General features: G+C 71.6%; 22 protein-coding genes. 12 read left to right on the top strand and 10 right to left on the bottom strand.

All coding sequences use genetic code 11. The features are described from left to right. Positions 1 to 78: 78 nt before the first annotated feature. From ACFU9P_RS30790 to ACFU9P_RS30775, 4 genes are read left to right on the top strand one after another with little or no spacing between them, the layout of a single operon-like run. Complete coding sequence (locus ACFU9P_RS30790; RefSeq protein ID WP_384087315.1) at positions 79 to 1,041, top strand: dihydrodipicolinate synthase family protein; 963 nt, start codon at positions 79 to 81, stop codon at positions 1,039 to 1,041. 5 nt (positions 1,042 to 1,046) lie between these two features. Beyond that, entirely contained in the window at positions 1,047 to 2,093 is a 1,047-nt protein-coding gene (locus tag ACFU9P_RS30785) for a proline racemase family protein (protein ID WP_384087148.1), read from the top strand. Next, positions 2,090 to 3,073: an ornithine cyclodeaminase family protein gene (locus ACFU9P_RS30780; protein ID WP_384087145.1), complete on the top strand. Its 984-nt coding sequence runs from the start codon at positions 2,090 to 2,092 to the stop codon at positions 3,071 to 3,073. The genes ACFU9P_RS30785 and ACFU9P_RS30780 overlap by 4 nt, the downstream gene beginning before the upstream one ends. Next, on the top strand, positions 3,070 to 3,756 hold the full coding sequence (locus ACFU9P_RS30775; protein ID WP_384087142.1) for a GntR family transcriptional regulator: 687 nt from the start codon (positions 3,070 to 3,072) through the stop codon (positions 3,754 to 3,756). Before ACFU9P_RS30780 ends, ACFU9P_RS30775 begins: the two co-directional genes overlap by 4 nt. Before the next feature lie 103 nt (positions 3,757 to 3,859). Here the strand turns inward: ACFU9P_RS30775 and ACFU9P_RS30770 are convergent, their stop codons facing one another. From ACFU9P_RS30770 to ACFU9P_RS30755, 4 genes are all read right to left on the bottom strand, one after another. Then, positions 3,860 to 4,516 (bottom strand): DUF305 domain-containing protein, encoded by a 657-nt coding sequence (locus tag ACFU9P_RS30770; RefSeq protein ID WP_384087139.1) that lies wholly within the window; start codon positions 4,514 to 4,516, stop codon positions 3,860 to 3,862. A gap of 99 nt (positions 4,517 to 4,615) precedes the next feature. Then, positions 4,616 to 5,014, bottom strand: coding sequence for a DUF6153 family protein (locus ACFU9P_RS30765; RefSeq protein WP_384087136.1), 399 nt, complete (start codon positions 5,012 to 5,014; stop codon positions 4,616 to 4,618). Between the two features lie 82 nt (positions 5,015 to 5,096). Beyond that, positions 5,097 to 6,152: a FecCD family ABC transporter permease gene (locus ACFU9P_RS30760; RefSeq protein ID WP_384087133.1), complete on the bottom strand. Its 1,056-nt coding sequence runs from the start codon at positions 6,150 to 6,152 to the stop codon at positions 5,097 to 5,099. Then, positions 6,149 to 7,288, bottom strand: a complete 1,140-nt coding sequence (locus ACFU9P_RS30755; RefSeq protein WP_384087130.1) for a FecCD family ABC transporter permease — start codon at positions 7,286 to 7,288, stop codon at positions 6,149 to 6,151. The genes ACFU9P_RS30760 and ACFU9P_RS30755 overlap by 4 nt, the downstream gene beginning before the upstream one ends. Positions 7,289 to 7,319: 31 nt before the next feature. Here ACFU9P_RS30755 and ACFU9P_RS30750 point away from each other — a divergent pair, with 31 nt between their 5' ends. Next, positions 7,320 to 8,378 (top strand): ABC transporter substrate-binding protein, encoded by a 1,059-nt coding sequence (locus tag ACFU9P_RS30750; protein ID WP_384087127.1) that lies wholly within the window; start codon positions 7,320 to 7,322, stop codon positions 8,376 to 8,378. Positions 8,379 to 8,487: 109 nt separating this feature from the next. Here ACFU9P_RS30750 and ACFU9P_RS30745 read toward each other — a convergent pair whose 3' ends face one another. Both ACFU9P_RS30745 and ACFU9P_RS30740 read right to left on the bottom strand, forming a co-directional pair. Beyond that, positions 8,488 to 9,138, bottom strand: a complete 651-nt coding sequence (locus tag ACFU9P_RS30745; RefSeq protein WP_384087124.1) for a TetR/AcrR family transcriptional regulator — start codon at positions 9,136 to 9,138, stop codon at positions 8,488 to 8,490. A 137-nt stretch (positions 9,139 to 9,275) separates the two neighbouring features. Continuing rightward, positions 9,276 to 9,860, bottom strand: a complete 585-nt coding sequence (locus ACFU9P_RS30740; RefSeq protein WP_376372141.1) for a TMEM165/GDT1 family protein — start codon at positions 9,858 to 9,860, stop codon at positions 9,276 to 9,278. A 437-nt stretch (positions 9,861 to 10,297) separates the two neighbouring features. On the opposite strand from ACFU9P_RS30740, the gene ACFU9P_RS30735 reads away from it, so the two are divergent. Then, a complete protein-coding gene (locus tag ACFU9P_RS30735) occupies positions 10,298 to 10,924 on the top strand; it encodes a hypothetical protein (protein WP_376372139.1) in 627 nt (208 codons plus the stop codon). A gap of 485 nt (positions 10,925 to 11,409) precedes the next feature. On the opposite strand, the gene ACFU9P_RS30730 is transcribed toward ACFU9P_RS30735, so the two are convergent. Beyond that, complete coding sequence (locus ACFU9P_RS30730) at positions 11,410 to 12,375, bottom strand: DUF2382 domain-containing protein (RefSeq protein ID WP_376372136.1); 966 nt, start codon at positions 12,373 to 12,375, stop codon at positions 11,410 to 11,412. 361 nt (positions 12,376 to 12,736) lie between these two features. On the opposite strand from ACFU9P_RS30730, the gene ACFU9P_RS30725 reads away from it, so the two are divergent. From ACFU9P_RS30725 to ACFU9P_RS30710, 4 genes are all read left to right on the top strand, one after another. Next, entirely contained in the window at positions 12,737 to 13,801 is a 1,065-nt protein-coding gene (locus tag ACFU9P_RS30725) for an NAD(+)/NADH kinase (RefSeq protein ID WP_376372133.1), read from the top strand. 66 nt (positions 13,802 to 13,867) lie between these two features. Next, entirely contained in the window at positions 13,868 to 14,572 is a 705-nt protein-coding gene (locus tag ACFU9P_RS30720; protein ID WP_384087119.1) for an ArsR/SmtB family transcription factor, read from the top strand. 83 nt (positions 14,573 to 14,655) lie between these two features. Then, positions 14,656 to 15,384, top strand: coding sequence for an SRPBCC domain-containing protein (locus ACFU9P_RS30715; RefSeq protein ID WP_384087312.1), 729 nt, complete (start codon positions 14,656 to 14,658; stop codon positions 15,382 to 15,384). A 201-nt stretch (positions 15,385 to 15,585) separates the two neighbouring features. After that, on the top strand, positions 15,586 to 16,260 hold the full coding sequence (locus ACFU9P_RS30710) for an HAD family hydrolase (protein WP_376372127.1): 675 nt from the start codon (positions 15,586 to 15,588) through the stop codon (positions 16,258 to 16,260). A 46-nt stretch (positions 16,261 to 16,306) separates the two neighbouring features. On the opposite strand, the gene ACFU9P_RS30705 is transcribed toward ACFU9P_RS30710, so the two are convergent. The 3 genes from ACFU9P_RS30705 to ACFU9P_RS30695 all read right to left on the bottom strand — a co-directional run bounded on the left by ACFU9P_RS30705 (position 16,307) and on the right by ACFU9P_RS30695 (position 20,108). After that, entirely contained in the window at positions 16,307 to 17,407 is a 1,101-nt protein-coding gene (locus ACFU9P_RS30705) for a PHP domain-containing protein (RefSeq protein WP_384087115.1), read from the bottom strand. A gap of 318 nt (positions 17,408 to 17,725) precedes the next feature. Beyond that, the gene (locus ACFU9P_RS30700; RefSeq protein WP_376372120.1) at positions 17,726 to 18,376 is read right to left on the bottom strand and encodes an LAETG motif-containing sortase-dependent surface protein; all 651 of its coding nucleotides are present in this window, start codon (positions 18,374 to 18,376) and stop codon (positions 17,726 to 17,728) included. Positions 18,377 to 18,875: 499 nt separating this feature from the next. Further along, on the bottom strand, positions 18,876 to 20,108 hold the full coding sequence (locus ACFU9P_RS30695) for an aromatic acid exporter family protein (RefSeq protein ID WP_384087113.1): 1,233 nt from the start codon (positions 20,106 to 20,108) through the stop codon (positions 18,876 to 18,878). A gap of 191 nt (positions 20,109 to 20,299) precedes the next feature. Here ACFU9P_RS30695 and fdh point away from each other — a divergent pair, with 191 nt between their 5' ends. Next, on the top strand, positions 20,300 to 23,635 hold the full coding sequence (fdh, locus tag ACFU9P_RS30690) for a formate dehydrogenase (RefSeq protein WP_384087110.1): 3,336 nt from the start codon (positions 20,300 to 20,302) through the stop codon (positions 23,633 to 23,635). Then, a complete protein-coding gene (locus tag ACFU9P_RS30685) occupies positions 23,632 to 24,627 on the top strand; it encodes a 4Fe-4S dicluster domain-containing protein (protein ID WP_384087107.1) in 996 nt (331 codons plus the stop codon). The genes fdh and ACFU9P_RS30685 overlap by 4 nt, the downstream gene beginning before the upstream one ends. The last annotated feature ends 46 nt before the right edge of the window (positions 24,628 to 24,673 follow it).

Genomic DNA, 24,673 nt, shown 5'->3' with positions numbered 1-24,673 from the left:
AGCTTCAGTGGAATGTCACACTGCACACGCCCGGGGGCTCCCGGACACCGGAACGGGAACCATGGAGGTCGCATGAGCATGGGCACGGGCGTGCGCGCGCAGCCGTGGCACGGCGTATTGGTCGCGACGGCGTTGCCCCTCCGCGAGCGGGCGGGAGGCCGGCTCGATGTCGACTTCGACGGCTTCGCCGCGCATGTCGCCTGGCTCGCGGAGAACGGCTGTGACGGCGTCACACCGAACGGTTCGCTCGGCGAGTACCAGACCCTCTCGCCCCAGGAGCGCTCCCGTGTGGTGACCACGGCGGTCGAAGCGGCCCGCCAGGCCTCCCGGGCTGCCGAAGCGGCAGCCCCGGCCGGCACCGCGCCGTACCCCTTCACCGTCATGCCCGGCGTGGCCGCCTACGGCGCCGACGAAGCCCGCCGCTGGGCCGAGCAGGCCCGCGAGGCCGGCGCCCACGCCGTGATGCTCCTGCCGCCCAACGCCTACCGCGCCGACGAGCGCGCCGTGATCTCCCACTACCGCGAGGTGGCCAAGGCGGGCCTGCCGGTCGTCGCGTACAACAACCCCTTCGACACCAAGGTCGACCTCGTCCCGGAACTGCTGGCCGAACTGCACGCCGAAGGGCTGATCGTCGCGGTCAAGGAGTTCTCCGGCGATGTCCGGCGCCCGTACCGGATCGCCGAACTGGCCCCCGGTCTCGATGTCCTGTGCGGCGCCGACGATGTCGCGCTGGAACTGGCCGTCGCCGGTTCCCCCGGCTGGGTGTCCGGCTACCCCAACGCCTTCCCGCGCGCCTCGGTCGCGCTCTGGCGGGCTGCCTCGTCCGGCGATCTGGAGACCGCGCTGCCCCTCTACCGGACGCTGCACCCGCTGCTGCGCTGGGATTCGCGGACGGAGTTCGTACAGGCGATCAAGCTCAGCATGGATCTCGCCGGCCGGTACGGCGGCCCGTGCCGCCAGCCGCGCGTACCGCTGACCCCCGAGCACGAGGAACTCGTGCGGCGGGCCACCGAGAAGGCACTCGCGGAAGGGCTCGGGTAACACGCATGCGCAGCAGCAGAGTCTTCCACGCGGTCGACTCCCACACCGAGGGGATGCCCACCAGGGTGATCACCGGCGGCGTCGGAGTCGTACCGGGCGCCACCATGTTCGACCGCCGCCGGTACTTCGTCGAACACCTCGACCACATCAGGAAGTTCCTGATGAACGAGCCCCGCGGCCACTCGGCGATGAGCGGCGCCATCCTCCAGCCGCCGACCCGCCCCGACGCCGACTACGGCGTGCTCTTCATCGAGACCTCCGGCTGTCTCCCGATGTGCGGTCACGGCACGATCGGGGTCGCCACCGTCCTCGTCGAGACCGGCATGGTCGAGGTCGTCGAACCGGTCACCACCATCCGTCTCGACACCCCGGCCGGACTGGTCGTCGCCGAGGTACGGGTCGAGGGCGGGGCCGCGAAGGCGGTCACCCTGCGCAATGTGCCGTCGTTCGCGCTCGGTCTCGACCGCACGGTACGGGTGGGGCCCTGGGGCGACATCCCGTACGACATGGCCTTCGGCGGCAACTTCTACGCCATCGTCGCCCTGGAGAAGCTGGGCATCCCCTTCGAACGGGCCGAGAAACAGCGCCTGCTCGACGCCGGTCTGGCGATCATGGCCGCCATCAACGAGCAGGACCGCCCCGTCCACCCGGGCAACCCCGAGATCAGCGGCTGCCACCATGTCTATCTGGCCGCCCCCGGCTCGGACGCCCGGCATTCGCGGCACGCGATGGTCATCCACCCCGGCTGGTTCGACCGCTCGCCGTGCGGTACGGGTACGAGTGCCCGGATGGCCCAGCTCCACGCGCGCGGCGAACTGGCCCTGGACACCGACTTCGACAACGAGTCGTTCATCGGGACGCACTTCACGGGCCGCCTCGTCGAGCAGGGCCAACTCGGTGGACGGGCTGGCGCACAGGCCGACGGGCAGGGCGGATCCGGCGGCGCGCTCACCACCGTGACACCCCTCATCACCGGCCGCGCCTGGATCACCGGCACCGCGCAGTACCACTACGACCCCGACGATCCCTTCCCCGAGGGCTTCGAACTGTGAGCACCGCAAAGGCTGTTACGGCCACGACCGCGCCCCGGCTCCTCGGCGCCGCCGACGTCCTCCGTGCCATGCCGATGGCGGCGGCGGTCGAGGCGCTGCGGCGCGCGCTACGGGGCGGGCTGGACCCCGAGTCCGATCCGCCCCGTACGGTCGTGCCCGTGGCGTACGGTCAGCTCCTCCTGATGCCCGCCCACCAGCGGCGGTACGCGGGGGTCAAGATCGCCACCGTCGCCCCGGCCAACCCGGCGGCGGGGCGGCCCCGTATCCAGGGGCAGTATCTGCTGCTGGACGCCCCGACCCTCACCCCGCTCGCGCTGCTCGACGGGGGCGCGCTGACGACCGTACGTACCGCCGCGGTCTCGGCCCTCGCCGCCGACCACCTCGCGGAACCCGGCGCGGGCCATCTGGTGCTGTTCGGTACAGGGCCCCAGGCCCGTGGTCATCTCGACGCGCTGCGGGCCGTCCGCCCGCTGGACCGGGTGACCGTGGTGGGGCGTACGCCGGGCCGTACGGCGGAATTCATCGAGGCGGCGCGCCGGGACACCGGGCTCGACGACACCGGGCTCGACATCGGACCGGGGGAGCCGGCGGATGTCGCGGGCGCCGACCTCGTCGCGTGCTGTACGACCGCCAGGGCCCCGCTCTTCGACGGCGCGCTGCTCCCGCCCCATGCCACCGTGATCGCCGTCGGGTCCCACGAACCGGACGCCCGCGAGGTCGACCCGGCCACGGTCCGCCGCTCGACGGTCGTCGTCGAGTCCCGCGCGGCGGCCGTACGGGAAGCGGGGGACCTGATCCCGGAGCTGGCGGACGGCAGCATCGGCCGGGACGGCCTGGTGCCACTGGCCGACCTGGTCAACGGCACCGTCGCCGTGGACGGCCGGCGCCCCCGGCTCTTCAAGAGCGTCGGCATGGCGTGGGAGGATCTGGTCGTGGCCAGTGCGGTGCGCGAGGCCATCAGTGAAGGAGACGGAAAATGAGCGTGGGCGACCCCATGACACCGGTACTGCCCTCGTTCAGCGCCCGGCGCAATCTCCGCGAGGAGATCATCGAGACGCTGCGCGCGGCGGTGATCTCCGGTCAGCTGCGTCCCGGTGTGGTCTACTCGGCGCCCAGTCTGGCCGAGCAGTTCGGTGTGTCCTCGACGCCGGTGCGCGAGGCGATGCTCGATCTCGTACGGGAGGGCCTGGTCGAGGCCGTACGGAACAAGGGCTTCCGGGTCACCGAGCTGTCCGAGCAGGACCTCGACGACATCACCCATCTGCGTGCCCTGATCGAGATCCCGACCGTGCGCAGGATCGCCGAGGCCGGGGTCGATCCGGCGGTCATCGAACGGCTGCGCCCGCTGGCCGCCGGTATCGAGGACGCGGCCCGCCGCCAGGACCTGATCGCGCATGTCACCATCGACATGGAGTTCCATCTCACGCTGCTGGGCCTGACGGGCAACAGCTATCTGGTCGAGACGGTCCGCTCCCTCCGCTCCCGGTCGCGGATCTACGGCCTCAGCATCCTGGCCGCCCATGACCAGCTCGTCCCCTCGTCGCACGAGCACGCCGAACTGCTCGACCTGATCGAGGCGGGCGACGCCGACGGCGCGGAGGAACTGATGCGACGTCATATGGGTCACGTACGGGGCATCTGGGCCGGCGAGCGCGGCGCGTAACCGCACTGAAGGCATCCGGGCCCGGCGCCGGGAGCCGCAGCTGATGCGCGGCCCCCGGCCCCAAGGCTGGTGCTACCTGCTACCTGCTACCTGCCGACACTTGCTACCGGTCGAGGAGACCGTTCATACGGGTGATCTCGGCGCTCTGGGCGGTGACGATACGGCCGGCCAGGTCCTTGGCGGCCGGGTTCGCGCCCTGGGACTGCTCCGTCTTCGACATGGTGACCGCGCCTTCGTGGTGCTTGACCATCAGCTTCAGGAACGCGGTGTCGAACTCCGCCCCTGACGCCGACTCCAGCGTGGACATGTCGTCCTCGCCCATCATCCCGGCCATGGCGTGACCGGCGTGGTCCGCGCCCTCGGCCGGAATCTGTTCGCCCCAGCCCTTCAGCCAGCCGGACAGGGTCTTGATCTCCGGGTCCTGCGCCTTCTTGATCTCGGCGGCGAGTGTCATGACCTCCGCCGAGGAGCCGCGGGTGGCGGCGAGATCGGCCATCTCGACCGCCTGCCGGTGGTGCGGGATCATGCTCTGCGCGAACGCGATGTCCGCGGCGTTGTGGGCGGTGTCCGGTGCCGACGCGGACCCCGGGGCCGCCGCCGTACCGGAGGCCGAGGCCGAAGCGGAGTGCGACGAGCCGTTGCCGTGGCCGGCCTGTCCCGATGAGCCGGTGTCGTTGCCGCAGGCGGCGAGTGCCAGTACGGCGCCGGTGACGGCCGCGGTGGCCGCGGCCCGGCGGGCGGGGGTGCGGAATGAGGTCATGGTGAAGCAACTCCTGTGCGAGAGGTACGAATAAAGCCGGATGAAGGCATGCCGAGTCGGCCAACGGCCCGAAGAGCAGGGGTCGGCCGTGGAGCGGGCCTATATGCGCAGGAGTTGGAGTTCGCTCAGAGAGGGCGGGTCCTGGCCGTCCGGCGCGGCTCCGGGTGCCTGCCGCGGGTCGGTGGCCGGATCGGCGAGACCGGCGGGGAGGCCCGAGGCCGCCAGGGCGGAGAGCGCGGGTCCGGTACTGGTACCGGCCGCCGCGCACAGGCCGTCCGCGTGATCGAGATGCCCGCCGCCCTCATGGCCGGACTGTACGCAGTCGTGCGCACTGGCCGGCATGACATGAGCGGCCGGCGGCGCGGTGGCGGACGAGGCCGCCGGAGGAACCGGGGCCAGGCCGTGCATGGCCAGTACTCCCGCCGCCAGTGTCAGCACCAGCAGCAGAAGGGCACGCACCCGAGCGGGCCGTGCCATGCCGCGCGGTGGCCATCTCATGCGATCATCGTAATCCGAGACCGGACGCTTCGCCGTACCGCACCCTCGCCCGGAAGACCTGACGCCCGGCCAAGTGCCCCGGTCACGACGGGCGTACGTGCTTCCGCTCCCTCGACAGCAGCCACAGCAGATAGACACCGCCGAGCGCCCCCGTGACCAGGCCCACCGGGATCTGGAACGGGGAGAGAAGACGCTGGGCCAGCAGATCGGCCAAGGCCAGGACGAGCGCTCCGGTGAGCAGGGCCGAACCGATCGGCGCGCCGGGCGAACGGGTGATCCGGCGGGCGAGCTGAGGCGCCGCCAGCGCGAGAAAACCTATGGGGCCCGCGACGGCGATGGCCGTACCGGCGAGCGCGGCACCGAGCAGCAGCGCGAGCCCGCGGGTCCGGGTGACATTCACCCCCAGCGCGCCCGCGGTGTCGTCCCCCATCTCCATCAGCCGCAGCGGCCGGCCCAGGACCAGCGCCGCCACCGCGAGAAGCGGCAGGGCCAGCGCCAAGGGGGTGACCTGCGGCCAGGAGACGGCGTTGAGGCTGCCGAACGTCCAGGCCTTCGCGCTCTCGGCCGACTCCAGATCGGCCCGGGTGAGCAGGAAGTCGTTGACCGACGCGAGCATGGCGCCGACGGCGATACCCGCCAGCACCAGCCGGCTGCCGGACACCCCGCGCGACGCGGTGAATCCGTACACGGCCGCCGCCGTGACCAGACCGCCCAGCACCGAGCCCGCGCCGACACCCATCCCGGCCGCGCCGCCCGCCCCGCCGCCCGCCAGGATGACGACGAGCGCGCCGCTGGTGGAGCCGGTGGTGAAGCCGATGACATCCGGGCTGCCGAGCGGATTGCGCGACAGGCTCTGGAACAGCGCGCCGGACAGCCCGAGGGCCGCCCCGACGAGCAGTGCCGCACAGACACGTGGCAGCCGCTGACCCACGACGATGAACCGGTCGGTGCCGGAGCCGCCGCCCGCGAGTACGTCCAGGATCCGGCCCGTACCGATCCGGTACGTACCGGTGAACATGGCGAACACCCACACGGCGGCACAGGCCAGCAGCAGTACGGTCATGACGGCCGCGGTCCGCGCCGACCAGCGGAGTGTGAACCCGCCCGGAACCCGCAGCACACGCGTCGGGGCGCTCACGCGGTCACCTCCCGGCGCCGTACGACGAGCCACAGCAGCACAGGGGCGCCGATGAACGCGGTGACGATCCCGGCCTCGATCTCGCCCGGAGGCGCGATCACCCGTCCCGCGACATCGCTGACCAGGAGCAGCACGGCACCGCCCGGCAGCGAGAGGACCAGCAGCCGACGGATGTCGGGACCGATGAGCAGCCGCAGGACATGCGGAACGACCAGGCCCACAAAGGCGATCGGGCCCGCGGCCGCGGTGGAGGCACCGCACAGCAGCATGATCGAGAGAAAGCCGGCCGCGCGGACCCGGCTCACCCGGAGCCCGAGCGCCGCGCCCGTCTCGTCGCCCAGCGCGAGGGCGTTGAGGGCCGGGCCGAGCGCCAGCGCGATCAGCGTTCCGGCGGCGATGAAGGGGACGGCGGCGGTGAGCGCCTCCGTACCGCGGTTCTCCAGCGCGCCCACCACCCAGAAGCGGTACGAGTCAAAGGCCTCCGTGTCGAACATGGTGAGGATGCCCGTACAGGCCCCCAGACTCGCCGACAGCGCGGCCCCCGCCAGCACGAGCCGGGTGTGGTGGTGACCGCGGGTGGCACCGGAGGTCAGCGCGTACACGAGCAGGGCGGCCAGAACCGCGCCCGCGAAGGCGAACCAGACATAGCCGGACGCGCCGCTGACCCCGAATCCGGCGATCGCGATCACCACGGCGAACGACGCGCCGGCGTTGACCCCCACAAGGCCCGGTTCGGCGAGCGGGTTACGGGTGATGGCCTGCATGACGACCCCGGCGAGGGCGAGCGCCGCGCCGACGACCACCGCCAGGACGGTACGGGGCATCCGCAGCCGCCGGACGATGATGGCCTCCGGGCTTCCGTCGTCATGGACCAGGACACGCGCCACCGTCCCCAGCGGGATGCTCCGCGCGCCGACCCCCAGGCTGACCAGGACCAGCAGTACGACGACACCGAGGCATAGCAGGAGCGCCACGAACAGCCGGGCGCCGCCCGGCCGTTGAGGCCCGCGCCCGGCTTTCACTTCCGCTTCGCGCTCGGCTTGCTGCTGTCCCGTCTCCGGCCGCTTCGTCTCCGGCTGTGCGGAGTGCGCGCTTCCGGATATGTGATCTATCGCATTGCTGCCATACCTACTCATCGACACTTAGGGAAGCCTAAGCTAAGCGCTCGTGTACCGCTTCCGTGATCTTCATCTCATCCGTGCTGTCAGCGGCGTCGTCCTGGCCGGTGCCCTGCTGCTCACCGGCTGTTCCGCCGACTCGGCCGGCTCCTCGGCCACCGAACCGACCCGGCCCGCCAAGGCGGCCGACACGTCGGTCCATACCGCGCCACGCTCGGTGCCCAAGGGCATGGGTAGCGGCAGACCGGACGGCGAATTCCCGCGTACGGTCGCCCACTTCGAGGGCCGGACCACCATCAAGGCCGAGCCCAAGCGGGTCGTGGTCATCTCCACCGGCCAGGCCGACGCGCTGCTCACGCTCGGTACGGTGCCCGTCGGCTCGACCCGGGGCGACGGCGCGGATCTCGTACCCCGGTATCTGACCGTCGACTTCCCGCAGTACGCCGCGCAGTTGGCGAAGGTCGCCGACGTGGGGTCGCGGGTGGATCCCGATCTGGAGACCATCGCCAATATCAAGCCCGATCTGATCCTGATGAACATCGCGGGCAAGAACGCCAAGGCCCTCTACAGCGCGCTGAGCGCCCTCGCGCCCACCATCGCCACCCAGGGCACCGGGCTCTACTGGAAGCAGGACTTCCTGCTCGTCGCCGACGGGCTGGGCAAAACCGCGCGGGCCCGGTCGATCCTCGACGGCTTCCACGCCGACGCCGCGGAGCTGGGCAAGGGTCTCGACAGGCCGGTCACGGTGTCCTTCCTCCGGCTCAACGGCGACCGGCTGCGGGTCTTCGGGGTCCCGTCGTTCACCGGCAGCATCGCCGAGGACGCAGGACTGGGACGGCCGGAGAGCCAGCGGTTCGACGAGACCTCGGAGGACATCAGCAACGAGCAGCTGGACCGGGCCGACGCCGACTGGCTGTTCTACGGAGTCCAGGACGCCGGAGCCAAGTCCTCGGCGCTCACCGGGGCGCCGTTGTGGCCGACCCTGTCCGCCGTCGCGGGCGGTACGGCAATCCCGGTCGACGACGACGTCTTCTATCTCAACACGGGGCCCACGGCGGCCCGCGACGTTCTGTCCGTACTCAAGAAGCACCTGGCCGCGAAGGGCTGAGCCCGCACCGGCTCCCCGCCCCTGGACCCGTTCGCCGCGCTTGCCCGGCGGGCGGGTCCCTCCCGTTGGCGCGCCCGGCCGCCTTCTTGACGCCCGACCGTGTCCGTATTTACGGCTTGACCGGCTCCGGTACGGTCACGCACAGCGCGGCGATATGGTCCAGCATCGCGTCCAGCCCCGCTTCGAGCGCCACGGTGTCCCGGCGGACCCGGGTGAGCAGCAGCCCGCCCTGGAGCGCCGCGAGTATGGCGAGCGCCAACTGGCCCGGATCGGCGTCGCGGCGCAGTTCGCCCCGGTCGTACATGGCCCGCAGCCCGTCGTGGATGGACTGTCCCCACCGCGCGAAACCGGCGGCGACCTCCTCGCGCGCCACCGGGTCGGTCCCGGCGAGTTCACTGCCCAGCGAGCCGATCGGACAGCCGCCCGCGCAGTTCCGCTCCGCCTGCTGCGCGACCATGAAGTCCCGCCACGCCCGGAGCGCCTCCAGGCTGTCGAGCCGGCTGAGCAGGGGCTCCTGCGCGTCCAGTACGGCATCGGTCGTGACCGCGATCACAGCCCTGACCAGGGCCCTTTTGTCGCCGAAGTAGTGGTAGACCTGCGAGGGGCTCACCCCGGCGGCCTTCTGGACGTCTTCGAGACTCGTCCCCGCCACCCCGCGCTCGAACATCAGCTCCGCCGCGGCCGTGACGATCCGGCCGCGCGTCGCCACGCCCTTCCGGGTCAGACGAGGGGCGGCGGCGATGGCTTCTTCGGTGGACATGATCTCAGGATAGCCACGCTTTGGAGTTGACCCTCCAGAAAATGAATGACCACCCCCGGCAACGCTCGCTCACCCGGGTACGAGCCCCCGCCCGGCGTCCCGGGCGGGGGCTCTTGGCTCAGGTACCGGAGCAGACGTCAGCCTATGAAGATCTCGATCACCGTCCAGACCGCCAGCCCGAGCATGCACAGCCCGCCGATCCGCTGGACCGTCTTCAGCGGGACGCGCGTGGCGATGAACCGGCCCGCCAGCAGCGCCAGCGCCGAGACCGACATCAGCGCGGCGGCCGAACCGATCGCGGTCGACCAGGCGCCGTTGCTCGCCGCGAGGTTGGCGGTGGTGATCTGGGTGAGGTCGCCCCACTCACTGATGAACACGGCCATGAAAGCGGTCGAATAGACGGGCCAGAACCCGGTGACCGTCTTCGGCGCCGTCTCCTCGCCCTCCTCACCGCCCCCGCCGCGCAGCAGCATGAAGGCACCGAACGCGAAGAGCAGCGCGGAGACGAGCTTGACGATCCAGCCGGGCAGCAGCCCGAGGAGACCGCCCGCGCCGACGGCGATGGCGACATGCACCAGGAACGCCGTCGACGTACCGAACCAGACATAGAGCGGACGCATGCGCGTACCCATGGCCAGGGACGCGAACATGGTCTTGTCGGGCAGCTCCGCAAGGAAGATGAGCCCGAAGGCGGTGACGATCGCCAGGGGGTCGAGACGCATTCCGGGTGGCTTTCTCTGAGGGCCGGACCCGGGTCTTCGCGACGCGCCGTGCGGAGCGGGACGACCTCTCGGTCCGGCACGACGGCGCGCCCGCGGGACCGCGGGTGCGTCATGCCTGACCGAAGGTCTCGCCCGCCCGCCGTGACGGCGGGCCCGGCCACCGGGAACCCGAAGGCTCCAGTGTGTCGACGACCGGTTCGCGGGGCTACTCCCCTTCGCGCCACCCACACTACCCCACCCCCTGATGCCGCCTTTCGGCCCGTACGCAACCGGGCGGGGGCCCGACGAGCACCGGGCCGCGCCCCGGCCCGGGGTGTTCCACCCGGACGGCCCTGTCCGGTGGCCCGGTATCGGGGTCTGTCGTGTAGTGGGTGCTGTGGCCGCGATCTGGCGGTCGGACTTGCTGCCCCTGGGGCGGCCGGATCTGAGGAGCCTGGATGAGGACCAACATCAGGACAGCCACTGCCGTGGCCGCTGCCGTGCTGTGTGCGACCGCGCTCGCCGGATGTTCCGGCAGCGGGGACAGCGGCTCCGAGTCCCAGGCCGAGGTACCCGCGGACTTCGCGGCGGCCCCGACCTCCCCCACGGCAACGCACCACAGCCCCTCGGTGAACCCCTCCGACGAGGTCGGCACCATCTCCGCCAAGACCGGGCCGCTCGGGACCATCCTGGTCGACGACAAGGGCCGTACGCTCTACCTCTTCGAGGCGGACAAGACCAAGCAGTCCACCTGCAAGGACGGCTGCGCCAAGGCGTGGCCTCCCGGACTCGTGCTGACCGGCACGCCGAAGGCCGGCACGGGCGGGGTGAGGGCCAATCTGCTCTCCACCACCACCCGCAGCGACGGCACCAAGCAGGTCACGTACAACAACCACCCGCTGTACCGGTTCGAGGGCGACAAGAAGCCCGGTGAGACCAACGGCCAGGGCCTGACCGCCTTCGGCGCCAAGTGGTACGTCGTCGACACCGCCGGCAAGGCCATCACCACCCCGGTCTCCAGCACCAGCCCGAGCCCCAGCAAGAGCCCGGGAGCCACCCCCACCACCACCTCAAGCGAATACTGACCGCCTCCATGGGGCCGACAGCTCGGACACACCACGCCGCTCCCGCACGGCACCGGCCGGACTTCCCCGGTCGCCCTCCGTGCCGCAGTCCACGTGAGCGCCCTGGCCGGCTGTTCCAACAGCGACGGCGGCAGGCCGGCAGGCTGCGCCGCTCCCTCGCTGGGTACGGCATTCCCCTCGGGCGGAGGGCAGGACCAGGCCGTCACCGGCAATTCCGCGTACACGCCCGGCACCCCCGCCCTCGCGCCGCCGGCGTCCGCTGACCCTCAGGACCTCCGGTCCCCCCGCGGTGTGTGAGCCCCGCCGCGCGGACCGCCGAGAACACGTCGTACGACCCAAGGACACCTCGTACCGAACGACCCGAGGACACCTCGTACGACACGGCCGGGAACCGACCCGGCCCCCGCCGGCCACGGGAGCCGTGGTGGAGGCGGGGGCGTGGAGGTACGGGTCCCAGCACCCAGGAGCCTCAGTGCCCAGGGGCATCAGCGTCCCCGGCCGCGCCTGCCGCCGAAGTCCTGGCCCGTCTGGTCGGTGTCGTACTCGATCCGCTCCTTGCGGACGTCCGCCGAGACCTCCTTCTGCTCGGTGACCTTCTCCGTCTCCATGCGCACACGCTCGACAGGGATGGTCTCCTTGCTGATGACCGGCTGCTCGGCGTGGAGCGTCACCTCGGTCTGGGCCTCGCTGATGGCGGAACGGCCCATCCGGGAACGGTCCTCGGGCGCGATCGCCTCGTGGATGACCCGGACCTCCTCATGGCTCAGGGGCACGGACGTGGTCACGTTCTCGGTCACCACGACCTTGCGGAGCCGCGCGTGCCCGATCTCGCGCTCCTCGGTGCTGACATGGAGCTGTTCCTCGGACCGGATGAGTTCCTCGGCCTGCGGTTCCTTGCCCTCGCCCGGTTCGGCTCCGCGCATCCCCGCCATGGCCCTGCCCTGGCTTCCCGCGGTGGCCTGCCCGGACCCGGCGGGCATGCCCGCGCCCGCGGCGGTGCCGGCCGTGCCGGGGCGCGCCGCCGTACTCATCCCCGTACCCGCACCCGCACCGGACTCCGTCCGGGTCCCGGCGGCCGTTCCCGCGGCGGCCGTGCCCGGGCCCTCGGCCATGCCCATGCCGGCGCCGGTGGGCGCCAGGCCGTAGTGCTGGTAGAGCTGCTTCTCCTGGCCCGGGTCGAGATGCTCGTCGGCGGCCAGACGCGGTGCCTCCTTGACCGTCTCCCTGGCGTACGGGACATGGATGTCCTCACCGGCGCGACGGGCGCCGGCCAGCGGAACGAGCGTCTCGTTCATACCGAACAGACCGGTCTTCACGGTCACCCACTCAGGGCGGCCCGTACGGTCGCCCACATAGACCTGGCCGACGTTGCCGATCTTGTCGCCGTCCTTGTCGTACACGGGCAGCCCCGTGAGCCTGCTGGGGTCGTTGAACACGCCATCGGCTGACATCAGCGATCACTCCTCGCGTGGGGGAAGCGCGTCTGCGGGTTTGGCCCCTCACGGTCAGGCGCGCACGACACCATCGCGCCTCCGTCGGGCACGGGCGGCAACCTGGGGAGAGTCGGGACGTCAAGTCCATACGGCCCGTTTACGCCGTTCGAGCGGTGTTCACCGGAGATGGCGACCCGTTGGGGTTATCCGCCATTCGGGTGAATTCGAGGCGATCGATCCGTATTCTTCGGTTGACGTAACCATTCGTCCCCAGCACGGCGATCCTGGACCGCGAGGCGGCCGGATTCCGGGCCGACGGGCACCGTGTGTGGCGGACGGAGCGCGGAGACGGAACACGCGGAGGACGGAGAGCGGGAACATGGCTGTGCAACGGATCGGTCTCATCGTCCACCACGGCCGCTCCGAGGCCGTCGAGGCGGCCCGCGCCGTCCACGCCTGGTGCGGCGCGCAGGGCGTCCCGTACAAGGAAATCGATGTGTGGCGGGGGCACGAGCGGCGCCATGACAGCCAGGAGGAGGCGTCCTCGGCCGGCAACCCGGACCTGGTCGTCACCCTCGGGGGTGACGGCACGTTCCTGCGCGGCGCGCGGATCGCCGCCGAGAACGGCGCCGCCGTGCTAGGGGTCGATCTGGGCCGGGTCGGCTTTCTGACCGAGGTTCCGGCCGACAAGGTCACCCGGGCGCTGGACGCCGTCCATGAGGGGCGCGCCACCATCGAGGAGCGGATGACCCTCACCATGCGGGCCTCGCGCGCGCTGGAGATGCCGACGGGCATGGAGGCGCTGCTGCGTTACGGCCGCGGGCCCGCGCTGCCGCCGCCGCACGTCAGGCCGGACACCACGGAGGGCGAGGGCTGGGGAGTGGCCCTGGACATCACCGCCGTCAACGATGTGGTGGTGGAGAAACTCGCCCGGGACCGGCAGGTCAACCTGGGGATCTATATCGCGGGCCGGCTGCTCGCCTCGTACTCCGCCGACGCGGTCATCGTGGCCACCCCGACCGGTTCGACGGCGTACAGCTTCGCCGCCGGGGGCCCGGTGCTCTCCCCGCACATGGACGCCGTGGTCTTCACACCGGTGGCCGCGCACATGACCTTCGACCGCACGGTCGTGGCCGCGCCGGACGAGCCGGTGGCGGTACGGGTGCTGCCGCACTCGGGGGAGGCGGCGCTCAGTATCGACGGCCAGCTGCGGGGGGTGCTGGACCCGGGCGACTGGGTCGGGGTGTACGGGGCGGCGTACCGGCTGCGGCTGGTGCGGCTGGGTCCGGTCGACTTCTACACCAGGCTGCGCGAGCGCTTCCGGCTCTCCGACGCGCCCGCCACCGCGCCGGACGGCGAGTCGGCGCCGCTGTTCCGGCCGGACAGTCCGGTCCCCGCCGACCTCGCCCATCTGCGGCTGCCACCGGCTCCCACCCGCTCCTGAAGGCCGGCTCCCACCGACAATCCATCCGTCGTGGACAATAAAAGTTTTCGGTGAGAGGGTGGAGCCATGCTGGATGTGACCGTGATCGAGGACGCGGCGGCGGCAGCCGTCTCGCTGGACCCCATGAGGGCCAGGCTGCTCGCCGAACTGGCCGCCGGGCCCGCCTCGGCGACGATGCTCGCCGCCCGGGTCGGACTGCCCAGGCAGAAGGTCAACTACCACCTCAAGGCACTGGAGCGGCACGGCCTGGTCGAGCTGGCCGGCGAGCGCAGGAAGGGCAATGTCACCGAGCGGCTGATGCGGGCCACCGCGGCCTCGTACGTCATCTCGCCGCTCGCCCTGGCCGAGGTGCAGCCCGACCCGGGCCGGTTCCGTGACCAGCTCTCCGCGCGCTGGCTGCTCGCCCTCGCCGCACGGCTCGTACGGGATGTGGGCGCCCTGATCACCGGGGCGGCGAAGGCCCGCAAGGGGCTCGCCACCTACGCGCTCGACGCCGAGGTGCGGTTCGGTTCGGCGGCCGAACGCGCCGCGTTCGTCGAGGAGCTGACCCGTGGGGTCGCCGCGCTGGTCGCCAAGTACCACGACGACCACGCCGAGTCCGGCCGTGACCACCGGATCGTCGTCGCGCTCCACCCCACCGTGAAGATCCACCCCGCCGTCAACACCGCCGTCGACACCGCCGAACCGGGCGTCGAACCGGGCGGCGTCGTGCCGGGCGTGCCTGCCGTGCCGGCCCGTCCATCGGAAGATGCCACCACGACGGCCGGATGAACGCCGACGCCGCCACCGGCGTTCAGCACATCGCCCACGCGCCCCGGCGCGCCCAAGGAGTCACCTATATGTCCGAGGAAGACATGTCCAAGGAATTCGAGATCGTCCGTGAGTTCGAGGTCGACGCGAGCCCCGAGCAGGTCTGGGAAGCGGTCACCACGGGTACGGCGGGCTGGCTGTGGCCCATGGAGTACGAGCCCCGCGAGGGCGGCGCCGCGCCGTTCGGCGGCACCCTCACCGCCTGGGACCCGCCGCGGCGGCTGACCGCCCGCACGGAGGATGTGGAGGGCATGTCGCAGCAGACGCTGAATCAGCTCGACCATGTGATCCAGCCCCGTGAGGGCGGTGGTTCCTATGTGCGCTACGTACACAGCGGCATCCTCGTCGAGGACTGGGACAACCAGTACGACGGCGCCAACAAGCACACCGACTTCTATCTGCACACCCTGCGCCAGTACCTGCTGCACTTCACCGGGCGGTCCGCCGTGTTCGCCGGCGCCGACGGGCCCGCGGCCTCGACCGCGCCGGACGCGCTGGAGGTGGCGAGCCGGGCTCTCGGGCTGCCGGACGACGCGGCCGAGGGCAGCACCGTACGGGTCGAACTGCCCGGAGAGGCGCCTGTCGACGCGGTCGTGGACTACCGCAACGCGTACTTCGTCGGGCTGCGCACCGGCACGGCGATGTACCGGGTGTTCGGCAGGAACCACTTCGGCGCGCCGGTCGGGATCAGCGTGCACGACTTCGCCCCCGGCGCCGACGCCAAGCGGATCGAGGGCGCGTGGCAGAGCTGGCTCGACGGAGTGTTCGCGTAGCGCGCGAGCCGGGCGGCCCGCCCCGGCGCGGCCACTCGTCACAGGGTGGCCGCGCCTTCGGAGACGCGCCGAAGCGGTACGGGATGAGGCCGTCCCGGCCTGGGGAGACGGCATGATCGAGGTTCTGCTCCGGGCCGTGTGGCAGACACGGCTTGGAGCCCTGGGGCCCCAGGGCCCTGAACCGGAACGGGAGCGACACCCATGCCCACGCGCGCGGCACTGTTCGACGTCGACGGAACCCTGGTCGACACCAACCATCTGCATGTGACCTGCTGGTGGGAGGCGTTCCGGCAGGCCGGTCACACGGTGCCGATGTCCGAGATCCACCGGTCCGTCGGACTCGGCGCCGGTGAACTCATCACGCATCTCCTCGGCGACGAGCGGGATCCCGACCAGGACGCCTGGATCAGCGCCGCGCACGCCACGCTCTACGGGACCTATCTCGGCCGGCTGCCCGCACTGGAGGGCGCGGGCGATCTGCTGCGGTCGCTGGACGACCGCGGCTGGCGGGTCGTCCTGGCCACCTCGGCCGGAGAGGCCGAACTGACCGCGCTGCGCCGGGCGATCGACGCCGACGAGGTGATCTCCGCCGCGGTCGGCTCGAACGGCGGCGCCACCGGCAAGCCCATGCCCGACCCGGTGCACCGGGCCCTGGAGCTGGCCGGGGTGCCGGCCGAGCGCGCGGTGTTCGTCGGGGACACCGTCTGGGACATGGAAGCGGCGGGCCGGGCGGGGGTGCGTGCCGTCGCCCTCCTGTCGGGCGGCGTTCCGCGCGCCGCCCTGGAGTCGGCGGGCGCGGCCGCGGTCTACGAGGATCCGACCGCGCTGCTGGCCCGCCTCGACACCAGCCTGTTCGCCGAGCTCGAAGGTCACTGAGCGCGAAGGCCGCCGAGTGCGAAGGCCCCCGAGTGCGCCGCGGCGCTCACTCGGCGGACGGAGCCTTGCGGGACGGAGCCTCGTGCGACGGCGCCTGCCGGGTGCGTGTCCACTCCCGTAGCCCGTCGGCCGTCCAGGTGTTGATGACACGGCCGGCCGGTACGCCGCACTCCTCCGCCCGCGCACAGCCCAGCAGTTGCCAGTCGAGCTGCCCCGGCGCGTGCGCGTCCGTGTCGATGGCGAAGAAGACCCCTGCCGCGACCGCCTCGCGCAGCAGCCGGCGGGGCGGATCGAGCCGCTCGGGACGGCTGTTGATCTCCACCGCCGTACCGGACTCGGCGCAGGCCGCGAACACCGCCTCCGCGTCGAACGCCGACTCCGGCCTGGTGCCCCCGCCCTGACCGCGCCGCCCGCGCTGCCCCGTACCCCGGCGCGGTGTCAGCAGGCGTCCCGTGCAGTGCCCGAGGACATCGGTCAGCGGATCCCGTACCGCCGCGACCATGCGCCTGGTCATCGGGGCGGACTCCATCCGGAGCTTCGAGTGCACCGAGGCGACCACCAGATCGAGCCGGTCGAGCAGTTCCCGCTCCTGGTCCAGCGAACCGTCCGGCAGGATGTCGCACTCGATCCCGGTGAGCAGCCGGAACGGCGCCCACCGCTCGTTCAGCTCCGCGATCACATCGAGCTGTTCACGCAGCCGCTCGGCGGTCAGACCGCGTGCGACGGTCAGCCTGGGGGAGTGGTCCGTGAGCACCGCCCACTCATGGCCGAGCGCGGCGGCCGTACGCCCCATCGCCTCGATCGGACTGCCGCCGTCCGACCAGTCCGAGTGGAGATGGCAGTCCCCGCGCAGCGCGGCGCGCAGTGCCTGCCCGTGGTCCGCGAGCGGCGCGCCCGCTTCCCGTTCGAGCCGTTCCAGATATCCGGGGACGGCGCCCGTGACCGCCTCTTCGACGACCTCGGCCGTCCTCGGGCCGATGCCCCGTACCCGGCCCAGCGTGCCGACGGCGGCGCGCCGCGCGACCTCGTCGGGGGACATGCCCGCCACCACCTCGGAGGCGGTACGGAACGCCCGTACCCGGTAGGTCTCGGCCAGCGAGCGTTCCAGCAGAAAGGCGATCCTGTCGAGAGCCTCCACCGGATCCATGGGCGCCCCCAGCGTGTCGGTCGCGTCCCGCCCATTGTGGGCGGCGGTGCGGCGCCGCGCATGGCAAGGCCCCGCAGACGGGGGATTGCCGCGGGGCCTGCCTCGACCGTGGCCCGTCGCTCACCGAGGTGGTGCTACGACGCGCACGCGTCCCGCCGTACGGAGTCCGGGCCGACATGCCCCAGGCGGGGCCTGGTGGCGGTCATCGGCCGGTCCATGCCTCTCGGCCGGGCGAAATCCGTCCGGGCCGCCGGATGGTGGCGGCGAAAGGAGTGGACGGCAGCCGGCGTGGCGGCGGGGTCGTACGTGGGCGCTGGGTCAGTTCTGTGCGGTACGGCGCTTGCGCGCGGCCCACATGATGCCCGCTCCGGCGACCACCACAACAGCGGCCGCACCGGCGATCACCGGGGTGGCGCTCGAAGAACCCGTCTCGGCGAGGTTGTCCCCGGCGGGGCTCGGCTGCGACGAGGGCTGCGCGGCCTCGGAGCTGGTGGGCTCCTCGGTCGGCGCCTCCGAGGCCGGAGCGGACTCCGAGGGAGCCTCCGTGGGGGCCTCGGTGGAGGGGCTCTCCGCCGGCGGCGGAGTCGTGGACTCCGACGGCGACGGGGTGGTGCCCTCGCAGACCGGAGCGGTCTTGGTCTCGTCCCGGTTGAACTGCTCGCCGTCCGCGGCCTTCACCACGAGCCGGACGCTCAGCTCGGTCGAGTGCTCAGGAAGCGCGAGCTTCTTGTGGAACTCGTTCTTGAAGTTCTCCGTGGGCAGCAGGTCCTTGCCGTCCGCGGTGATCGTCACGGTGTTCTGGTCGCTGTTGCCGTACGCGGTGAGGTCGACACTGACCTCGGAGCACGTCACCGACCAGTTGGGCGTGTGCGCGACCGCGGGAACGGCCGAGAGGCCGACGATCGCACCCGCCGTCGCGACTGTTATGAGGGCGCCTCTGCGCCGCCATGATCCGCTGAATAGAGTCACAGATTCCTCCGCTTTAACCGCGCCGCCCACGATGGCGGCGCGGGCGGCACAGTACCGCCATCTGCCAGGACCTCATCAACCGCCCCACCCAACTCACGCTTGCCGCGCGCCTCATGTCCCTGGTGAGAGGCGTGCCGGGGGTACGGCGGCCGGGCGCGGAGGGCCGCGCGCATGACCATGATCACATCGGGCCGGGCGGCCGGATCGCGCCGTCATCGCTGATGACGCCCTTTTCCGCCGGGTTTTGGGCGGTGGGTGCCGGGGCCGTTCCCCGAATACGCCGGGGATCATTGCGGATCGGGCAAAATTTGCGTCAATTAATGGGCGTGAGTTTCCCGTTGTGGTGAGAACGAGCGATTCACGCCAGGACAGCGGCCGGATTTCGGAATGCGCGCGCACCGGAAATGCGACCTCGGTACGGACCGTTCCGCGCACTCCGGACCCGTACCGCGATGCCCGTACCCGCGCACTCCGGACCGTACTCCGCGCCCGGCCGTTCCTACGTACGGTCGTGGCGCCGGACCCGTCGCCGTACCCACTGCCTGGCGGCGGTCAGCCTCGGGTGGCGCTCCCGCTGTTCGCGCGAGGCGCGGTCCAGCTCCTCCATCAGCCGCTGCGAGCGGTTCTCCATGTCCAGCTCGTCCAGGATCCGGTCGATCTCCGCCAGCACCGCGCCATGGAGCTGCCACTGGCGGGGATGCCGCTGGACGCCCTCCAGCAGCAGCCGCGCCACCTTCTCCCGGCTCCTCGTCGCCTCGGCGAGATCCTCGGACAGCCGTGCCTCCGCCACCCGGGCGCTCTCGCTCGCCTCCGTGGTGACCAGGACCGCGAAGCTCACCACGGCGTCGGCGACGCTCTCCAGCAAGTCCTCCAGCTCGCCGCCCACTTCCGGCGGGAACAGCGCCTCCTCCCTGCGCTCCTTGGCGAGGTCGGTGAGCGTTCTGGCCAGCACGCGCAGGATGACCGTACAGATCTCCAGGGTGTCGAGACCGGTACGGAGCACCACCCGGTGCAGCAGCCCCTCCCTGACCCGGGGGTTGAGGCGGAGGCTGTCCTCCGCCTGCCGCAGCGCCGCGTCCACCTCGCTGATGTCGTGGTCGAGCCGGCGCGCCTCATGGAGCCGGGCCGCCGCGCGCTCGACCGGGATCGTCCCCGTCAGCCCCTCACCGATCCGCAGCAGCAGCCTGCGCATCCGCCGCGACAGGTCCTCGATGGACTCGCCCGCGCCGGCCACCCATACCGGCGGTACGAACAGGAAGTTGAACAGCAGCCCCACCACCGCCCCGATCAGCGTCTCCAGCACCCGGTCCCAGGCCGTCGACGCCACCCGGGTCACCCCGAGCACAAGCATCGCGCTGATCGCCACCTCGGGCACGAACTCACTCACCCGGACCAGCCGCCCGACCACCAGCGAAGCCAGGATGATCAGCCCCAGACTCCACCAGGACAGCCCGACCAGCACACTGAACGCGCTGGCCACCAGCACCCCCGCCACCACCGAGTTGACCCTGCGGATGCTGGTGGTGAGCGTCGAGTAGAGCGTGACCTGTACGACCAGCAGGGCGGTCAGCGGAGCGGTGAGCGGCGCGGCCTCGCTGCTCAACCGGAGCGCGACCACATACGCGATGGTCGCCGCGGCCGTGGAGCGCAGCGTCTGCGCCACGGCCGGCTCGCGGCGCCGCTTCACGAGTTCGGCCACCGGCGCGCTCACCGAGGTTCGGACAACACCCACGTGGGACTCCCTTCCCGCACCCGGTCCGCCCGGACCCGGCGGGGCCGCCGATAGGGCCGTGTGGATGACCCGGATCCGGTGAACGCCCCTCCGGCGCTCCGACCGGTCGCACACCCGGGCTCGCCGGGTGAGTCTGGAGGAGCGCCTCCCCGGGAAGCCGGGGCCACGGTCCACAGACACGGGAGGAAGCGATGGGTGTCCGCAGACTGATCCACGACTGGCCCGTCCGCCGCCAGTTGACCGGCTCCGACCCGCTCGGCCGTGGCCGGGCCGCGATGTCCTCCCGTACGGAGCACCTCAGGCCCCGCACCGAGACCGCCGACCGGGTCGTCAAGTCCATCTGCCCGTACTGCGCGGTCGGCTGCGGCCAGCAGGTGTACGTCAAGGACGACCGGGTCGTACAGATCGAGGGGGACCCCGACTCGCCGGTCAGCCGGGGCCGGCTCTGCCCCAAGGGCTCGGCGACGCTCCAGCTCACCACCGGCTCTGCCCGCCGCCACCAGGTCCTGTACCGGCGCCCGTACGCCACCGAGTGGGAGCCGCTCGATCTGGACACGGCGATGGACATGGTCGCGGACCGGGTGGTCGAGACCCGGCGGCGCACCTGGGAGTGGGAGCACGACGGGGTGCGCACCGCCCGCACGCTGGGCATCGCCAGCCTCGGTGGAGCCACTCTCGACAACGAGGAGAACTACCTCATCAAGAAGCTGTTCACCGGCCTAGGTGTGGTCCAGGTGGAGAACCAGGCCCGGGTCTGTCACAGCTCCACCGTCGCCGGTCTCGGTACCTCGTTCGGACGCGGCGGCTCCACCACTTTCATGCAGGACCTCCAGCACGCGGACTGCATCGTCATCCAGGGCTCCAACTACGCCGAGGCGCACCCCGTCGGATTCCAGTGGGTCATGGAGGCGAAGGCGCGCGGGGCCCGGGTCATTCATGTGGACCCGCGGTTCACCCGTACGAGCGCGCTCGCCGATCTGTACGTACCGATCCGCGCGGGCAGTGACATCGCCTTCCTCGGCGGGATCATCAACCATGTGCTCACGGAGGAGAAGGACTTCCGGGAGTACGTGCTCGCCTACACCAACGCGGCCACGGTCATCAGCGAGGACTTCCGGGACACCGAGGATCTCGACGGGGTCTTCTCCGGGCTCGACGACGACCACCACCACTACGACCACAGGAGCTGGCGATACGAAGAAACGGCAGCGACGGCAGCGACCGCAGAGACGGCCACCGCGGCTCCCGGCGGCCGTCCGAACGGCCGGAGCGGGCAGCCGGACCGGCACAGGCAGGACGGACAGCCCGCGAGGGACGCGGCCGAACGGATCGCGCAGGCGCGCATCCATGAGGCCGGCGGCTCCGAGGCGTTCGGTTCCGGCGGCCCGCAGGCCACCCCCCGCCCGCTGCGTGACGAGACGCTCCGGCACCCGCGCTGCGTCTACCAGATCCTCAAGCGCCACTACGCCCGCTACACCCCCGAACTGGTCGAGCGGACCTGCGGAGTTCCGCGCGAGGCCTTCCGCCAGGTGTGCGACGCGCTGACCGCCAACTCGGGCCGCGAGCGCACCAGCGCCTTCGTCTACGCCGTCGGCTGGACCCAGCACTCGGTCGGCGCGCAGTACATCCGCGCGGCCAGTGTGCTCCAGCTTCTGCTCGGCAACATCGGGCGGACCGGCGGCGGTATCCAGGCCCTGCGCGGACACGCCTCCATCCAGGGCTCCAGCGACATCCCCACCCTCTTCAACCTGCTCCCCGGTTATCTGCCGATGCCCCACGCGCACGCCCACCCCGACCTGGAGGCGTACCTCGCCTCCAGCCGCACGGAGAAGGGCTTCTGGGGCAACGCGCGGGCGTACTTCGTCAGCCTGCTGAAGGCGTACTACGGAGACGCCGCCACCGCCGCGAACGACTACTGCTACGGCCATCTGCCGCGGCTGACCGGCTCGCACTCCACGTACGAGACGGTCGTGGCGCAGCTCGAAGGGGTCTGCAAGGGCTACTTCCTGATGGGCGAGAACCCGGCGGTCGGCTCCGCCAACACGCGCCTCCAGCGGCTCGGCATGGCCAAGCTGGAGTGGCTGGTCGTCCGGGACTTCTCACTCATCGAGTCCGCGACCTGGTGGCAGGACGGCCCCGAGACCGAGACCGGCGAGATGCGCACGGAGTCCATCGGCACCGAGGTGTTCTTCTTCCCGGCCGCCGCCCACACCGAGAAGTCCGGCTCGTTCACCAACACCAACCGCTGGCTCCAGTGGCACCACGCGGCCGTCGAACCCGAGGGCGACGCACGCAGCGACCTGTGGTTCATGTACCACCTCGGTCGCCGGATCAAGGCGAGGCTGGCCGGCTCCACCGACCCGATGGACCGGCCCGTACAGGACCTGACCTGGGACTACCCGGTGGAGGGCCGCTTCGACGACCCCGTCGCGGAGGCCGTGCTCGCCGAGATCAACGGACAGGCCGCGGACGGCTCGCCGCTGAGCGCGTACACCGGGCTGAAGGACGACGGCTCGACCCGCTGCGGCTGCTGGATCTACTGCGGGGTGTACGCGGATGGCGTCAACCAGGCCGCCCGCCGCAAACCCCACACCGAACAGGACTGGGTCGCCGCCGAGTGGGCCTGGGCCTGGCCCGACAACCGCCGCATCCTCTACAACCGCGCCTCCGCCGCCCCCGACGGCACCCCCTGGAGCGAGCGCAAGGCGTACATCTGGTGGGACCCCGCGCAGGGCCGCTGGACCGGGCACGACGTGCCGGACTTCATCCCCGACCGCGCCCCCGGCTACGTACCCCCGGAGGGTGCGACGGGGCCCGACGCGCTGCGCGGTGACGACCCGTTCATCATGCAGGCGGACGGCAAGGGCTGGCTGTTCGCGCCCACCGGTCTGGAGGACGGCCCGCTGCCCACCCACTACGAGCCGCAGGACTCGCCGTTCACCAACGCGCTGTACCCGATGGTGTCGCGCTCGCCCGTACGGCGGCTGATGGACCGCGAGGGCAACCGCTACCACCCGAGCGGCGACGAGCCGGGCTCCAGCGTCTACCCGTACGTCGTCACCACCCACCGGCTCACCGAGCACTTCACCGCGGGCGGGATGAGCCGCTGGTCGCCCTATCTCGCCGAACTCCAGCCGGAGTTCTTCTGCGAGATCTCCCCGGCGCTCGCCGCGGAGCGCGGCCTCAGGCACGGCGGCTGGGCCACCATCATCACCGCGCGCAACGCGGTCGAGGCACGGGTGATGGTGACCGAGCGGATCAGACCGCTGACGGTGCACGGCCGTACGGTCCACCAGATCGGGCTGCCGTTCCACTGGGGTCCCAACGGGATCTCCACCGGCGACGCCGCCAACGAGCTGGTGGCCATCGCGCTCGACCCCAACTCGCACATCCAGGAGGACAAGGCGCTGACCGCGGACATCATCGCCGGCCGCCGTCCCCGGGGCCCCGATCTGCTGCTGCTCGTCGCCGCGTACCGGCAGCGCGCCGGCATCACCGAGAAGACCGGAATGGAGGCCAGGACATGACGAGCCATCTGCTCAGCGGACCGGAGACGGACCCCGCGCGCGACGCGGGCCACGAGGACGCGCCGCCGCGTGTCGGGTTCTTCACCGACACCTCGGTCTGTATCGGCTGCAAGGCCTGCGAGGTGGCGTGCAAGGAGTGGAACGCGATTCCCGAGGACGGGCTGTCGCTGACCGGCATGTCGTACGACAACACCCAGAGCCTCGGCGCCTCGACCTGGCGGCATGTGGCCTTCATCGAGCAGTCCGTGCCGGCCGGGCAGACGGCTGCGGTGCAGGGTGCGGGGCCGGGGCCGGGGCTTGACGGCCGTACGCCGAGTCCGGACGGGCGTACGGAACTGCCGCTCGCCGCCGGCAGCTCCGGCAACGGCGAGATGCGCTGGCTGATGTCGTCCGACGTCTGCAAGCACTGCACGCACGCCGCCTGCCTGGACGTCTGCCCGACCGGCTCCCTCTTCCGTACGGAGTTCGGCACGGTCGTCGTCCAGGAGGACATCTGCAACGGCTGCGGCTACTGCGTACCCGCCTGCCCCTACGGTGTCATCGAGCAACGGCCCTCGGACGGCCGGGCGTTCAAGTGCACGATGTGCTACGACCGGCTCGGCGCGGGACAGGAACCGGCCTGCGCCAAGGCGTGCCCGACCGAGTCCATCCAGTTCGGCGTGCTCGACGAACTGCGCGAACGGGCCGCGCGGCGGGTCGGCCGGCTCCACGCGGCGGGCGTCACCGAGGCGCGGCTGTACGGGCACGAGCCGGACGACGGGGTCGGCGGCGACGGCGCGTTCTTCCTGCTCCTCGACAGGCCCGAGGTGTACGGACTGCCGCCGGACCCCGTGGTCACCACCCGCGATCTGCCGACGATGTGGAAGCACGCGGCCACGGCCGCGCTCTCCCTGGCGGGCGGCATCGCGCTGTCGTTCGCGGCCGCCACGCTCAGCGAAGGGCTCACGGAGGGGCTCACCGGAGCGCTCGCCGGAAGGAAGGAACTGCCATGAGGGAAAGGGCGGACGCGACCGCCGACAGGGCACGGTCCACGCGCCG

Origin of the sequence: Streptomyces sp. NPDC057617 (assembly GCF_042800555.1) — a bacterium.
Classification (GTDB): Bacteria; Actinomycetota; Actinomycetes; order Streptomycetales; family Streptomycetaceae; genus Streptomyces.
Note: the sequence above shows the minus strand (reverse complement) of the source record. Positions and strands in the feature narration are given on the sequence as shown.